Here is a 14,339-nt window from a genome sequence, read left to right as displayed (position 1 = left end):
ATCGTTATTTGAAGATTTCTTCTAAGGACAGTTTTAAGCCTGTATGGGAGAGTTTGTAAGTATTGCTTCGGGAGTTCTTGTCCTGGAAGCTGTACACAGTTATATAATCACTTTCAAATACCGTAAGAGCCAGCCTTTTGCCGCTTTTCGAGGAGATCGTTAGCCAATAGCTATCTTCATCTGATAGTTGAGCAAAATTATTTTTATTCATTTTCAAACCGGTAAAGTTCTCCATTAAGCGTTGGATATCTTGTCTGCCAGTCAAATATTTCCGCTCATCCTTCCAGCCGCTGATAATTTCAATCGATTCAATATCGGAGATTAATATATCCTCTTTGACAAGAACCTCATCAAATTTTTCCTCGCCAAATGAAAAGCTGACTATGAAGTAAAGAAGAACAAAGGCAGCAGGGATACAACACAAAAGCAAATTCTTCCTCAATCTTTCACCTCCAGCAAATATGACTATATCTTACCATTAAATGGATTAGCAGAGTATTACCTTTGGCACTGAGATGAGTGGAACATCTACAATTTTTTTATATGATTTTAGGAATATCTTTCTATTCCTGGGTATATATATTTGAGTCTATTTCATTTTCTGTCCAAAGCATGGCTGAAACTTTTTGGGCTGTTTATACGTATAATATATGTGAGCTTTTTGTGAACAAGCCGGGTTTGGATCGGTTTCCAGTTCATTTTTGCACAGAAACATGGTACACTTACACATTATGTTGTGCTTCAATTGCAATGTAAGGGCCAAAGATGTTATACGGGAAATGGCTTCCCCTGTGCAAGATTTCGATTTTGCAATAGAAAGAGGGTATTATACTTGAAGAAAACAAACTATATGAAAGCGAATATACTAACTAAATTTGCAGGCTTTTATGCATTGGCCGTCCTGATGCTGTGGATTAAAACTTACACAGTACAGGCCCATGAATTCAGCCTTGGAATTGATAACGTTCTGCAGCAATTCCTGCTTGTGCTGAATCCGCTTGGATCAGCGATGCTGTTCCTCGGAATTGCCTTTTTCTTTAAAGGGCGGAAGAAATACTTTGCATTAATTGGAATTGACCTGCTCATGTCATTCCTCTTGTATGCAAATGTGCTGTTTTACAGGTTTTTCAATGACTTCCTGACCCTGCCGACATTGACTCAGACGCAAAACTTCGGCGATGTGAGCGGAAGTGTGACTTCCCTGCTTAAGCCCCATGATATCCTTTATTTTGCTGATCTGCTGCTCTTGGCTGTATTGCTGGCAAGCCGGTTTGTAAAAATGGATATGGCTGCTGTGCCGCGCAGGAAAGCAGCTGCATTGATGTTCCTGTCCCTGGCTATTTCCAGCTTCAATCTGGGACTGGCTGAGTCAGACCGCCCGCAGCTGCTGACTCGGGGATTTGACCGCAACTATATTGTCAAATATCTCGGAATGTACAATTATACGATCTATGATGCTGTTCAAAGTACAAAATCAACTGCACAGAGGGCCTTTGCCGACAGCAATGATGTGACAGAAGTCATCAACTTTACGAAATCAAACCATGCCAAACCGAATGAAAAGTATTTCGGAGCCGGGGAAGGGATGAATGTTATTTACCTTCACCTTGAGTCTATCCAGAACTTCCTGATTGACTATAAGCTGCATGGCGAAGAAGTAACACCATTCCTGAATTCACTCACAAGTGAACAGAATACGATGTACTTTGATAATTTCTACCACCAGACTGCACAGGGGAAAACGGCCGATGCGGAGTTCATGCTTGAAAATTCCCTTTACGGGCTGCCTCAGGGATCCGCTTTTACAACAAAGGGGACGAACACGTATCAGGCTGCACCTGCCATCCTGGGCCAGCATGGGTATACATCCGCTGCTTTCCACGGCAACTCAGGCAGCTTCTGGAACAGGGATGAAATTTACAAATCCTTTGGCTTTGATCATTTCTTTGACTCAAGCTATTATGATATGACTGCCCCTCAGGCAGAATACGGCCTGATGGATAAACCGTTCTTTGAGCAGTCGATGGACAATTTACAATCACTGAAGCAGCCTTTCTATACAAAGTTCATTACGGTAACACATCATTATCCTTATAAGATGGATCAGGCTGAAGCTTCGATTGCCCCTCATACAACCGGGGATAAATCAGTCGACAATTACTTCCAGACCGCCCGTTATGCAGATGAGGCGCTGGAGCAGTTTTTCGAGGATCTGAAGGAAGCAGGCCTTTACGATAATTCCATTATTATTATGTACGGAGACCATTACGGAATCTCCGAAAACCATAATAAGGCAATGGAAAAGGTGCTTGGACATGAAGTCGATGACTTTGTCAGCCAAGGATTGCAGCGGGTGCCTCTGTTCATCCGTGTGCCTGGCATGGAGGGAGGCGTCAATCATGAATATGGCGGCCAGATCGACCTGCTGCCGACCGTACTTCACTTGCTTGGAATAGAGAATAAAGACAATATTCAGTTTGGAACAGACCTTTTGTCAGAGGATCATGATGATATTGTTCCTTTCCGAAATGGGGATTTTGCCAGCCCTGAGATTACTTCGACAGGCGGGAAGTTCTATGATTCCAAAACGGGCGAGCTGCTGGATGAAAGCAGGCTTGAAGAGGCGGAAAAATACAAACTGAATGTAGAGCAGAAGCTTAAGCTTTCAGACAAAGTTGTTAATGGAGACCTTCTCAGATTTTACACACCTGAAGGGTTTGAGCCGGTGGACCGCTCGAAATATCAATACAAGAATGAAGATACTGTGATTAAAAAAGCAGATGAAGAAAAGTTAGAGGAAGAAGAAACAGAGACAGAAAAAATAGTTGAAGAGAAAACAGAAGAAGGTAATTCAAGCAAAGCTGAGTAGCAGGAAAGGCTGTCCTTTAAAAGGGCAGCCTTTTTATTTTGCTGGTATGAGCTGGGAACCTTTTCCCTTGAAAGATCGTATATAGGGTACGGCTTCATTTTGGAAAAGTGCTATTTTCTAATTCAGAATTTTCATTATAAGTCCAATGATGGTTTTCCTGGCAGTTAGCAGCGGGCTGTTCTAGATTCAATAAACATTGTTCATCTGGCTGCCAAAAAGGCTCAAGCTGCAGCTCATAGTTACTGCTGCACTTAGTAACTATCTATGGCTGATTCCATTAGATGCTGGATTTTTGAATTTTTTAGTATTCGGTAGAAAATGCAAAAGTAGGGGGACTCTGATTGCTGTACATAAAGCTCGTTATGGTTGTCCTTTTTTCACTTTGGATATTTGCTGCCGTAAGAAAGGAATATCGCAAGACCGCTGAGGAAGATAAAGAGAGACTTTGGAAAGATACTCTTGCCGGAGGTGCAGGATGGATGTCTGCCGGTTTGCTTTTGAACTGTATAAATTTCTTGTTTTTTGATGAACGTTTGAGAAATGTGTCTTTCTTTTTAGTCCTCGCCGGAATGGTTAACGCCAGCCTGTATATTTGGAAAAAAAGCAGGAGGCAGAGTTTAATGCTTCTAATGATGGCATCAGCATGTGCATCCATATATTACTGGTATTTTAATTAACTAAAAGGTTTACCAAGTTAAAGTTGTGGTTTTTGTAAAAAAGGAATATGCTTATTTGGATTTTCAGAAGGAAAAGATCTCATGAGCCTGCGTAAAGTTTGAATAGAAAATCCCCCTGCAAGCGAAAGGCAGGGGCCATTATCTATTGAATAGTAATTTCCTCGGTGACTCTATAGTCTTCCCCGTCCTGCTGTGTCATCCAGGCTTCAAGGGTGTACGTCCCTGGAGCGAGCTTCAGCTGGCTGAGGTTAATATCGTAATTCAGCTCTTCAGCAGGCTTCAAAACTTCTTCTCCCTCAGCCTGCAGGAAGAATGCCGCACTTGAGAACAGAAATACTTCTGCTCCGTCCTTATCTTTTATGGAATAGTCGAAACGCTGGGATGTTGGGAATTTCATTTCAACTTCCTTTTCTGTCTGGTTCTTAATGGTGTAAATATAATTCAATGAGCTTTGTTTTTGAAGTTCAGGTTCTACACTGCCTGCAATAATGCCGCTCCCTCCTCCATTTGTGTTATTTTCTGTTTCTTTACCCGGTTCATTATTTTCTGCGCTCGTGCCGCACCCTGCTAAAATAAGTGTCAGCACCAGGATCCATTTATACATCATGATCACCTTTCTTTGCTGCCAGGATTCCTTTTCCCTTTATATATACTGGCGTAAACAGGAAAGAGAAAGTTACAGGCAATAAAGGGAAAATGAAGCATAAGCTTTGGTATTTCTTTAATGTTCTGATATCTTTTTCAAAAGGAGGTTTTTTTATGAATTTCGATCATGCCCTATTAGGGGAAAAATATTTCAGCCTGGACGCTGCCCAGGTGGATAAAAGTCCGGATGAACTGGTCATTGCAGATGCTGAAGAATCGGGGTTTTATATCATCAGCAGGGAAAGCTATGAAGAAGGACCCCAGCTGGCAGGCTATAAAATACTTATTTCTGAAGGGGAATAGCAGCAGCGGGTTTTCCGTACATAATAAATAGAGGTATTTTTCAGAAGGAGTGAGGGGTATGACAGCATACACTTCCAGGCAGGATGTGCCTGTTGAAGAAACGTGGAATCTCGAGGATATCTATAGTGATGAAAAGCTGTGGGAGCAGGATTTCGAGAAAGTCGGGAAAATGGCTGAAAAGCTTAAAGAGTTTGACGGCAATATTAATGATGCAAAAGCCCTTTACCAATATTTAAAGCTAAGTGAAGAGCTTTCGTATACATTTACACATGTCTATGCTTACAGCATGTTTAAGGCGGATCAGGACACGAGGGATACGGCTGCCCAAGCCCTGCAGGACCGCGTCAAACAGCTTGGGGTAAAAGTCGGAGCAGCGACTTCATTTTTCATGCCATATCTTCTCAGCCTTGATGAAGAAACGCTTAAAGGGTATATCGCAGAAGAAGACGGGCTGAAATATTTCGAAGAAGACCTCCTTGAATCTTTCCGCTATAAAACCCATGTGCTGACCAAAGAGCAGGAAGAAATTCTATCACAGCTCGGAGAAGCTCTTTCATCTCCAAGCAATACGTATGGCATGATTAATAATGCTGATATCAAGTTCGGCATGGTTACAAAAGACGATGGCGAGAAGGTCCGCCTTACTCGGGGCATGTACAGCAAACTGATTGAAGATGAAGACCGCGAAAAGAGGAAGGAAGCTTATAAGGCTTATTACAAGCCATATGTCGAACTTAAAAATACAATTGCGTCGACCCTTTCTGCTGCGATAAAGAACAATGTATCGACATCCAAGCTTCGCCGCTATCCTTCTGCATTGGAAAAAGGGCTTTTCGGGGATAATGTCCCGAAAGAAGTTTATGAAAACCTGATCCAGTCGGCAAAGGATAATATTGCGCCAATGCACGAATACAACAGGCTTAGAAAAGAAAAACTCAAGCTAAATGAGCTTCATCAGTATGACTTGAGTGTCCCTCTTGTAAGCGGGGTGAAACAGGAAATTCCGTATGAAGAGGCTTATGAGATTATGCTGAAGGCGTTGGCACCGCTTGGCGAGGACTATGTCAAGACATTGAAGGACTTTAAAAATGCGCGCTATCTCGATGTCCGGGAAACCCCGGGGAAAAGATCGGGCGCTTATAATATGGGTGTCTATGGTGTTCACCCTTATATCCTCCTGAACCATCAGGATGATTTGAACAGCTTGTTCACGCTGGCGCATGAATGCGGCCATGGGGTGCACAGCAAGCTGAGCAGCCAGCATCAGCCGCAGATCTCAGCACGCTACAGCATTTTTGTTGCTGAAGTGGCATCAACCGTCAATGAAGTGCTCTTGATCAACTATCTGCTAGATAATGAGAAGGACGAGAATGTGCGCAAGCATTTACTCAACCACTTTATTGATAAGTTCAAGGGAACCTTCTTTACCCAGGTCATGTTTGCAGAGTTTGAGAAGATCACCCATGAATATGCAGAGCAGGGCAAACCGCTCAATGTTGAGATTTTTAACGGAATCTATGAGAACCTCTTCCGTGAGTATAATGGCGAGGAGCTTGTCTTTGATGAAGAGGTGAAATACGGATGGTCCAGGATCCCGCATTTTTACCGCCCGTTCTATGTGTACAAATATGCCACCGGATTTGCTTCAGCCATCCATCTTGCCACCAAAATACTTGAAGGCGACAAACAGACGCTTGAGTCTTATATCGAGTTCCTGAAGAGCGGAAGCAGCGATTACCCGCTTGAACTGCTAAAGAAGACGGGAGTGGATCTGACTTCACCGGAGCCTATTGAAAATTCGCTGAAAAAGTTTGGCGAGCTTGTGGAGGAATTGGAGAAGACGCTATAGGTGAGAGCCAGAATGCTCTATCAGCCTTTCTGAACATAAACATTCATATCAACTGAAGATTTTGGGAAAAATACCTCCATCAATATAGTGGGGGTATTTTTTTGGGAAATCATCGCATTCGCTTGACTGCATCAGAAACTGGAGGATTATGGGCAAATTATATAGCTGACAGTATGTTCACTTGTGTTTATAAATATTTTCTTACTTGTGTGGAGGATAGTGAAATAAAGGCAGTTTTAGCTCATGCACTGGATTTGTCTGAACAGCATATGAAGGTGACTTCCGATATTTTCAGGAAAGAAGGGCACGCAGTTCCTATAGGCTTTACCGATGAGGATGTTCATCCCAATGCACCAAGGCTGTTTTCAGATGATTTTTTCCTTTTTTATACCGAGCAAATGGCAAAAGGAGCTTTAGTGATTTATGGAGGAATCCTGCCGCATACCTATCGGAATGATGTCCGTGAGCATTTCATGTCCTGCCTATCGTCCACAATGGAATTGATGAATGAGACAAAAAAGGTACTGCTCTCGAAAGGGCTTGAAGTAAGGTCGCCTTATATTCCTCCTCTTACAGAGGCAGTAATGGTGGAGGATCAGCATTTCCTGGCCGGCTGGCTCGGCAGGCAGAGGCCACTGACAGCTGCAGAGATAACCCACCTGTTTGCGAATATCCAGACTAACTATTTTGGCAGTGCAGTCGTTTTAGGGTTTGCCCAAACAGCCAAACATAAAGATGTCAGAGAATATATGGTGCGCGGCAAGGAGATTGCCAAAAAGCATGCCAAGATTTTCAGCCGCTTCCTGCAGGAGGATGAACTGCCTGCACCTGTCACTTGGGATGCCGAGATTAATGAAAGTCAAGCAGCACCATTCTCTGACAAACTTATGATGTTCCAGGTGAATTTAATGTCTGCTTCAGGGATAGGAAATTACGGTACAGCGCTTTCTGCCAGTCCAAGGAGAGATATTGCCGGTGATTACAGCCGTCTGCTGGCTGAAGTGGGCCTGTATGCTGAGGATGGTCTGCAGATTCTTATCAAGCATGGATGGCTGGAAAGGCCTCCTCATGCAGCGGACCGGGATGAACTAGTAAAATAATTACTAATGAGCTGCATTTTGCGGATCTATTTTTTTAGAAAGGTTATTTCTGCTGTTATGCTGAATTAAATAAGGAGAAGGGAGTGCAGAGCGGATGAAGCTGGTAGATGGATTTTATGATTTAAAAGAAGCGGCAGAGAGGGAGCCTAGTATTGGCAAATATCCAGCATGGCAAGCCTACTATAATAAATACAAAGAAGCATTTGATCCTCTTTTCAGCAGTCTGTACAACCTGGATGATGAAAGAATTCAAACTATTGTCGGGCAATTGAATTTTCATGATTTGCTTTTGCAGTCTGAAAGAGGGCGGGTACAATTTCCGCTCAAAAAAATAGAGGCATTTTTAAAGAAATGCTGTACCTATTTTGACTTTCACGAAGATTTTACTGTCTACCTGCTGACAGGGGTGGGTTACAGCGACGGTGCAGCTCTCCCGTCCAGTGATCCGTTTATTTACCTTGGACTTTAGCTCCTGGAAGAAAAAGATCCCGAAATCCTCATCCCGCATGAATTCAGCCATATGGCCCGCTTTAACCATCTAAAAGGCAAAGAAGATTTTTATGAACTGACTGTAGGACAGCTGGCGGCTGCTGAAGGGCTGGCTGTGTGTACCTCTATGGAATTATCAGGAAGGGGTTCTAATGATGCATCAATTGCCGAAGCTTTGATGATGAGTCCAAATCATTATCCAACCTTGCAATTATCTTTGTCAGAATTAGAAGAAGAAATTCTTAAAGATTGGGACCGTCCTCTCGATAGGAGAATGCTTGAGAAATACTTCATAGGTACAGAGGCTGAGGGCAGAAGCGGCTATTTCGCCGGTGCTCAAATCATCAAAAGCCTGATGTCAGACGGGATGAGCCTTAAGGAATTGACTTTTATGATTACAGACCGGATCTTTGAGATTTATTATACTTCAAAAAGCATGGCTTATTATAAAGGAATGAAGGCTGAAACAGAGAATAATATGTAGAAAGAGTGAAGGGGGATGGCAAAATGGCTGGAAAAGAACCGATGAATGATGCTGTAGATCATATGAAAAAGATTGAGGGGCTTCCGGATGCAGCAGATGTGCGCAGCCTTCCGAAACCGATTAAGATCATAAAATATGTCATTATTGGTTTTTTCCTGTTTTCAACTGCTGCCGTCATCATTATGTCCTTCCTTTAACTGATGAATTGCTGAAATGGTGTGAAACAGACTTTTCACAAATGATTCAGGCATTCACATAGAAGCAATTAAAACCTATGATAAGCAGCTAAGAAAGAAGGTAGGGAAAAGGTAATGAAGCAGGTTTCAGAGGGAATATCATTAATGCGATTGAATGAAGATGATGTAGAAGGATTGATCCGGCTTTCCGCAGCGGTCGGCTGGGACTATGAACAGGAAGAAGTCTTAACAGTTCTTAAATCTGGAACTGTTTTGGGCCATAAGACTAAGGGCGGGGAGCTTGTTTCCTGTGCCGCATTGATCCCATATGATAAAAGCTTGGCATGGCTCGGGCTGGTGATTGTAGATCCCGGCTTCAGGGGAAAGGGGCTGGCCAAAAAGGTGGTGCAGGGCTGCATGGAATTGGCCGCTGATGGAACAAGCATCCTGCTTGTTGCCACTGAAGAAGGCAGGCCTTTGTACCTTAAAATGGGCTTTTCTGAAGTAGACACCATACATAAATATCTATGTCGGGATTATAATCAGCCATCAGTCTCTAAGAAAGGGAAAGTTTCGGTCATCAAGGGATTCAGCCCTGATTATATTGATAGTCTAGTAGAGTTTGACAGACCAGCCTTCGGGGACGGGAGGACGGTTTTTCTGAAAAATAGAATAGCACAGGCTAAACAATGCCTGCTTGCTTTTGATGCAGAAGGAAAACTTTTGGGTTATGGGCTTTCGATCCAGGGCCCAGTCAATCTCATTCTTGGCCCCATTGCTGCAGAAGATCCTGAAACAGCCTCCCTTTTGCTTGACCGGCTTGCCAACGGCCATAAGGGACAGCTGAGGATTGATGTGCCGTCAGGTCAGGATGACTTTATGAAAATTCTGGAGTACAGCGGGTTTACGCTTTCTGCTTCACCTCCTGTCATGAGTTTGCATACGAAAGCTATGCCTGCGAGAAATGGCCGTTTGTTTGCTTTGGCGGCGCAGGCATTTGGGTGAGAAACAGAGAAGAAGCAAATTAACAAAAGAACATGAAGCAGGATGGCCCGTACAGTAAGAGAATATCATGTTAGGCGGAGAGTATGGGGAAATAATGTTCCGTTAGTAAGGGGAACGGTAAACTCTTGTCAGTGATCCTTTACTGTATAAAGAAAGGTGGAGAGACAAATATGGCTCTCCACCTATTTTATTTATTTTTTTCCGATTAACCGGATCGATTTATGCCCGCTGTGGGGATGTGAAGAAGCAGAGAAAAGCTGGCTTAAATACAGCCCCTCAAGCTCTGTGCAAGTCATTTCCCCTAGTTCTTTATTTTCCTGGAATGGTGCAAGTGCCATCAATTTATCGAGAATAAGGTTTCTGCGAGATTCTTCCTTCGTCATCATCAAAATGCTCATCCCCCTCAATTATTCTGCTATGGCTAAAGAATGTGATTTAAGATGTTATGTACAACTATAATCCCTATATATCCGATTTGTCAAGTTGGTTTTAATTCAGTCTTGGAAAAAGAAGGAATATAACAATCTTTCATTGAAGAGGAAAGGAAGGAAAGGAGAGTAAATCAATGGACTTGCAAATAGCACCTATAGTGACTGAAAGGCTAGTCATACGCCCGTTCGAGCTTTCTGATTATGAAAATTGGTATGAGGGTTTCACTGATAGAAACCCTCCATTTTATAAGTATGATGAAGGAAGGCCGGTCAATATGGAGCATAACACCAGAGAGTGGTTTGAAAAGTGGATCAGAGGTTTTTCGGAAGCAGCTGCGAGGGATCAGATGACAAATCTCGGCATCTTCAGAAAAAAAGATAACCTTAACGTTGGTAAAGTCGAGCTGTTCACCATCCTGAGGATGGACTATCAGTGGGGAATGATGGGCTACTCCCTTCATAACCAATTTTGGAAAAAAGGCTATGGAACAGAAGCAGTGTCAGCAGCGGCGGAGGCTTTTCATGAAAAACTTGGCTTCCACCGTCTCGAGCTACATATAAACACCGATAACCGCCCATCCATCACTCTTGCCGAAAGAAGCGGCTTCCACTTTGAAGGCACAAGGAAGAAATTTGCCTTTAAGAATGGAGAATGGACGGACTTTCTCATTTATGTGAGGTATTTATAGGATGTACCAGGAATCGCATAAAGAGTTTCTATTTAATGTTTTGATTTTGTGTAAAGGAAACTTGACGTAAAGCACCCTTTACAATAAACTTTACATACAGGAGGGAAAATATAGAAAACCTTCAAATAAATGATGAAAGGGAGAAATGAATGGCAACAAGAAGGAATTATATGTGGCTTGCCGGATTATTTATATGCATTTTTCTTGTAAGGCTGCTAGTACTTATTTTGGCAGAAACCAGCTTGGGAAGTACGGAGCTGATTGAGCTTTCCAACTGGGGGGCATTGGCATTTATGGGATGCAGCATCGTTTATTTGTTTCCGCAATTCAAGAATAATGATGAACGCGTTAAGGTGATAAAACAAAAAGGGCTGTATTATGTTATTTTCTTTTCGCTTCTATGTCTGTGTATCTTGAATATCCTCATTCAAACAGAAGTTCTTGCACTCACGTCATTGGAGGTCGTACGCCTTCTTCTCTCAATTATTATTATCGCTGTCTGGGCATCATGGATTGTTCTTTCAAAAAGATTATAAACAGACAGTGCCAGGCAGCAGCAAAAGGCAAAATGGGTCAAAGTGTCCCTCTGAGGTGCCTGGCACGTTATTTTTTTCTGTTGAGATAGATGGCCATGGAGAGGTAAATGGTGATCACTGCGATTAAAAAAACTGGTGTAGATATTGGGTTTGGTTCCATAAAGTGCACCCCAAATTTTTTACTTTAAGTCTTTTAAGCCTGGGTGGAAGAAGCACAGAAGGATAATGATTAAGGGCAGGGATAAGACTAGTGCAAGCTTCGGCTTTTTACTGTGAAGCCTGACCATTGAGAAAAGGATGACATTAAATACTCCAGACCATAAGACATTCCATCCGTTTTCGTAGATAAAAAGCCCTTTTTTGTAAAAGACATATTCAATTGTCGTAAAGTAGGCGATCCAAACAGCTATATAAGGAAAACTCTTTTTGCCCTTAGGAAAAAACCGAAGGTAAATCATTAACACAACCGGCAGTACAAAAAAAGTAAAAGCCAATTCAATCAGTGTATGGTTGAGCCAGTCAACCGTTACTGCATGATAGCTCCACAGCGTATGATTATAGAAAAGGAAATTGTATAAAAGATTGCAGATGATGAAGTACTGGATGGTTGGATAAAATTCATTCCAGCGCTCCCAGTCGACCAGATAAACAGCAAATAAAATATAGACAAGAATAACCAGTAAAAGGTACATATGATAAGCCTCTCCTAATAGTAGTAACCATTATATCCACTAAGGGAACCACTCAATCAGGAAAGCCAAAGTTCTCACGGTCCAGCATGATTTTTGCAGCAGCGTGCCAAATATATTTTACATGCCTTAAAAAGGGGGAAAAAATATGTGCACGATATAAGAGTCAGGGAAGGTGCCGTCATCAAATCTTTGGCAGGGCAGAACAGCTTTTACAGTGAACTATTTTTTCGATAGGCAGGAATCTCGATGTGAATACAGAAGGACGAATTGAAACATTTTCCTTATTTAAACGTATATAGACTAGATGATAAAGGCAGCGGGGTGTTTTGCATGATTAATAATAAGAGAAAGTTTACAGCAGCTCTCGTCCTTCTGGGTGCCGTCATGGTTTTGAATTTCCCTTTTCCCCATAAGTATCCGCTCGGAGAAGGCTTAATCATTATATTCAATATCCCGGTCACTTTGGAAAGCAGATTTCATTTTCCGGGAATTATTGTCCTTATATTGCTCCTTGGAGGTTTATATCTGCTGGCCAAGTCATTGGACATGTTTAAGGGACGGGCTATTCTCGCTGCTATTCTGGCTGTTTCCCTGATGCCGTCTTTCTTGGCGGATATGTATCAAAGAACTGCAGCAACCGGGATATACGCTATAAAGTACGAAAAAGAATTGAGCACATGCTCAATTGAATTGGGGGACCGGAAACACGTACATGCAACCTGTACAGTACCCTTAAAGAATTATAGCAGCCGCATGGCTGAATTCAATCTTTCCTTTAGGGATTATACCGACACTGAAATACCCTTTGCATCACTTATGAATGAGGCAGGTCCATTCAGTATACAGCTTAACCCAAAGGAAGAGCGTTTCATTGAACTAAAAGCTGATATAGATGTCTCAGGAATGGATCATTATGCAGAAAGCGGAGAAGGAAACAACATTAATATTGTGATTGAGGCTGAGGGGACTGAAAGGCGGCTTTGAACTGCCTTTTAGTTTCAGGATAAACATGAGGCCTGCAGTGGAAATTACTTTTCAGCACCCCCCTATTTATTCCGTTTCCAGCCGCAAAGGATCCATCGCCGCTTTTCGTTGTCAAACAGGACATCCAGGATAAAAAACAAAAATGAACAGATGATGACCGAACCCCTTAGCAGTGGATCCTTGTGTGAAAAAAGAAAGGCTAGAACAGTAAAGGCAGCATAAATGAACGCTGACAATAATGTCTGGAGTGCTATTTTTTCTTTAAAGAAAGAGGCTGCCGCAGAAGCAAGCAGGGAAAGGGCAGACCGTAAAATAAGGTCCCGGCAAGCGAAACACTATGGTGAGAAAAAGTCCCAGCAGAGTATCAAGCAGGGATCCCTGCCCTGATAGCATAAAGCCTATCAGATAACTGCAATGGCTGTAAGAAATTTTTGATATAACATGATGTACCTTCCCGCTATATGATTAAAAAGCCATTATATACAATTTTCCTTCCTAATTGCCCAGGCAAATTAATCCACTTCTGGAGAGATGTTGAACATGATGTTTTTTAAAATTATATTGATTCTGTTTTCATTGTCCGTATCCTTCTATAAAATCTTCTTAGCATTCACTGCTGACCAGGGTACAGCTGCTTTTGTAATTCGGCTGACAGCAGGAATATTAATGGCCATTTTAGCCTGGCTGATCTATAAAGAACGTCATATAACCAGAAAGCAGCGGCTGGTCATATGGCAGAAAAAAGAATCGCCTAGAGGTATGGCACTTTATCTGTTTAAATGGGCATTAGGATGGGGGATATTTGTCGGCTTCATTGTTTTTTCCAGCCTGGCTGAATTTAGACAAAACGAAGATTTATGGGGAGAATACTTAATTTACTTGTCTGCCAATATATTGGCTGGTTTTATTGCCGGCTGGCTTACTTGGCGGAAAAACCAAAATGAAACAAGGAATGTAAGTATTATGAATGAGGACTGCTCCTAATTGGAGCAGCCTTTTTTTATAGGAGAAATAAACAAAGGCAGGATAATAACAGCAGAAAGCAGGCGTTCCAATACACAGGGGATGCGTTCAAAACTATTTGTAATGACTGCATTATGTCCATATTCATGCTGCATATGTTTTTTACTGCTGTATGGAAATAATATCAGCATGTTCAGGTCATATTAACGAGGTAGAACGTTTTGACAAGGGGGCGCATCATGATGCATCAATCAGAGACCCGATTGGAAAAGCTGCTAGGGCAGAACATAACAGCAAGGCATCAGGGAAAGGAATACTCTTTGGACCATTATTTCCAGCAGCCAATCGTACATAAGCAGATCAATGGAGAAAAGGTGTATGTCCCACTGGACCTGGACAGAATCTGGAATCAGCCGAGTTAGGGCTGAATGAATAGGAGGGTTTGAG

At 42.3% G+C, this 14,339-nt stretch carries 17 protein-coding genes; 13 read left to right on the top strand and 4 right to left on the bottom strand.

Annotated features, from left to right (window positions below; all coding sequences use genetic code 11):
• Positions 1-4 precede the first annotated feature (4 nt).
• On the bottom strand, positions 5-442 hold the full coding sequence (locus ACQCVH_RS15270; protein ID WP_426836515.1) for a hypothetical protein: 438 nt from the start codon (positions 440-442) through the stop codon (positions 5-7).
• Between the two features lie 408 nt (positions 443-850).
• On the opposite strand from ACQCVH_RS15270, the gene ltaS reads away from it, so the two are divergent.
• A complete protein-coding gene (gene ltaS, locus ACQCVH_RS15265; RefSeq protein WP_426836767.1) occupies positions 851-2,869 on the top strand; it encodes a lipoteichoic acid synthase in 2,019 nt (672 codons plus the stop codon).
• 819 nt (positions 2,870-3,688) lie between these two features.
• On the opposite strand, the gene ACQCVH_RS15260 is transcribed toward ltaS, so the two are convergent.
• Complete coding sequence (locus tag ACQCVH_RS15260) at positions 3,689-4,153, bottom strand: BsuPI-related putative proteinase inhibitor (RefSeq protein WP_426836514.1); 465 nt, start codon at positions 4,151-4,153, stop codon at positions 3,689-3,691.
• 152 nt (positions 4,154-4,305) lie between these two features.
• On the opposite strand from ACQCVH_RS15260, the gene ACQCVH_RS15255 reads away from it, so the two are divergent.
• From ACQCVH_RS15255 to ACQCVH_RS15225, 7 genes are all read left to right on the top strand, one after another.
• A complete protein-coding gene (locus ACQCVH_RS15255) occupies positions 4,306-4,494 on the top strand; it encodes a hypothetical protein (protein WP_426836513.1) in 189 nt (62 codons plus the stop codon).
• Positions 4,495-4,552: 58 nt separating this feature from the next.
• A complete protein-coding gene (pepF, locus tag ACQCVH_RS15250) occupies positions 4,553-6,343 on the top strand; it encodes an oligoendopeptidase F (RefSeq protein WP_426836512.1) in 1,791 nt (596 codons plus the stop codon).
• Positions 6,344-6,444: 101 nt separating this feature from the next.
• Complete coding sequence (locus tag ACQCVH_RS15245) at positions 6,445-7,443, top strand: DUF3231 family protein (RefSeq protein WP_426836511.1); 999 nt, start codon at positions 6,445-6,447, stop codon at positions 7,441-7,443.
• Between the two features lie 94 nt (positions 7,444-7,537).
• Entirely contained in the window at positions 7,538-7,912 is a 375-nt protein-coding gene (locus ACQCVH_RS15240; protein WP_426836510.1) for a hypothetical protein, read from the top strand.
• Between the two features lie 3 nt (positions 7,913-7,915).
• Positions 7,916-8,416 carry a DUF2268 domain-containing putative Zn-dependent protease gene (locus tag ACQCVH_RS15235; RefSeq protein ID WP_426836766.1) on the top strand — a complete coding sequence of 167 codons (501 nt, stop codon included), beginning with the start codon at positions 7,916-7,918 and terminating at the stop codon, positions 8,414-8,416.
• Positions 8,417-8,439: 23 nt separating this feature from the next.
• Positions 8,440-8,613: a hypothetical protein gene (locus ACQCVH_RS15230; protein ID WP_426836509.1), complete on the top strand. Its 174-nt coding sequence runs from the start codon at positions 8,440-8,442 to the stop codon at positions 8,611-8,613.
• 114 nt (positions 8,614-8,727) lie between these two features.
• A complete protein-coding gene (locus tag ACQCVH_RS15225) occupies positions 8,728-9,597 on the top strand; it encodes a GNAT family N-acetyltransferase (RefSeq protein WP_426836508.1) in 870 nt (289 codons plus the stop codon).
• A gap of 191 nt (positions 9,598-9,788) precedes the next feature.
• Here the strand turns inward: ACQCVH_RS15225 and ACQCVH_RS15220 are convergent, their stop codons facing one another.
• On the bottom strand, positions 9,789-9,986 hold the full coding sequence (locus ACQCVH_RS15220; protein ID WP_426836507.1) for a hypothetical protein: 198 nt from the start codon (positions 9,984-9,986) through the stop codon (positions 9,789-9,791).
• Positions 9,987-10,162: 176 nt separating this feature from the next.
• On the opposite strand from ACQCVH_RS15220, the gene ACQCVH_RS15215 reads away from it, so the two are divergent.
• Together ACQCVH_RS15215 and ACQCVH_RS15210 are read left to right on the top strand one after the other, a co-directional pair.
• Positions 10,163-10,717, top strand: a complete 555-nt coding sequence (locus tag ACQCVH_RS15215) for a GNAT family N-acetyltransferase (RefSeq protein ID WP_426836505.1) — start codon at positions 10,163-10,165, stop codon at positions 10,715-10,717.
• A gap of 149 nt (positions 10,718-10,866) precedes the next feature.
• A complete protein-coding gene (locus tag ACQCVH_RS15210; protein WP_426836504.1) occupies positions 10,867-11,253 on the top strand; it encodes a hypothetical protein in 387 nt (128 codons plus the stop codon).
• A 179-nt stretch (positions 11,254-11,432) separates the two neighbouring features.
• Here ACQCVH_RS15210 and ACQCVH_RS15205 read toward each other — a convergent pair whose 3' ends face one another.
• On the bottom strand, positions 11,433-11,945 hold the full coding sequence (locus ACQCVH_RS15205) for a CBO0543 family protein (protein ID WP_426836503.1): 513 nt from the start codon (positions 11,943-11,945) through the stop codon (positions 11,433-11,435).
• Between the two features lie 330 nt (positions 11,946-12,275).
• On the opposite strand from ACQCVH_RS15205, the gene ACQCVH_RS15200 reads away from it, so the two are divergent.
• The 3 genes from ACQCVH_RS15200 to ACQCVH_RS15190 all read left to right on the top strand — a co-directional run bounded on the left by ACQCVH_RS15200 (position 12,276) and on the right by ACQCVH_RS15190 (position 14,314).
• Positions 12,276-12,929, top strand: a complete 654-nt coding sequence (locus ACQCVH_RS15200) for a hypothetical protein (RefSeq protein ID WP_426836502.1) — start codon at positions 12,276-12,278, stop codon at positions 12,927-12,929.
• Between the two features lie 540 nt (positions 12,930-13,469).
• Entirely contained in the window at positions 13,470-13,913 is a 444-nt protein-coding gene (locus ACQCVH_RS15195) for a hypothetical protein (protein WP_426836501.1), read from the top strand.
• 218 nt (positions 13,914-14,131) lie between these two features.
• The gene (locus ACQCVH_RS15190; protein WP_022543964.1) at positions 14,132-14,314 is read left to right on the top strand and encodes a hypothetical protein; all 183 of its coding nucleotides are present in this window, start codon (positions 14,132-14,134) and stop codon (positions 14,312-14,314) included.
• The last annotated feature ends 25 nt before the right edge of the window (positions 14,315-14,339 follow it).

Origin of the sequence: Bacillus infantis (assembly GCF_050107595.1) — a bacterium.
Taxonomy (GTDB): domain Bacteria; phylum Bacillota; class Bacilli; order Bacillales; family Cytobacillaceae; genus Bacillus_AB; species Bacillus_AB infantis_C.
The sequence above is the reverse complement of the archived record's forward strand: the minus strand, read 5'-3'. Positions and strand labels throughout refer to the sequence as shown.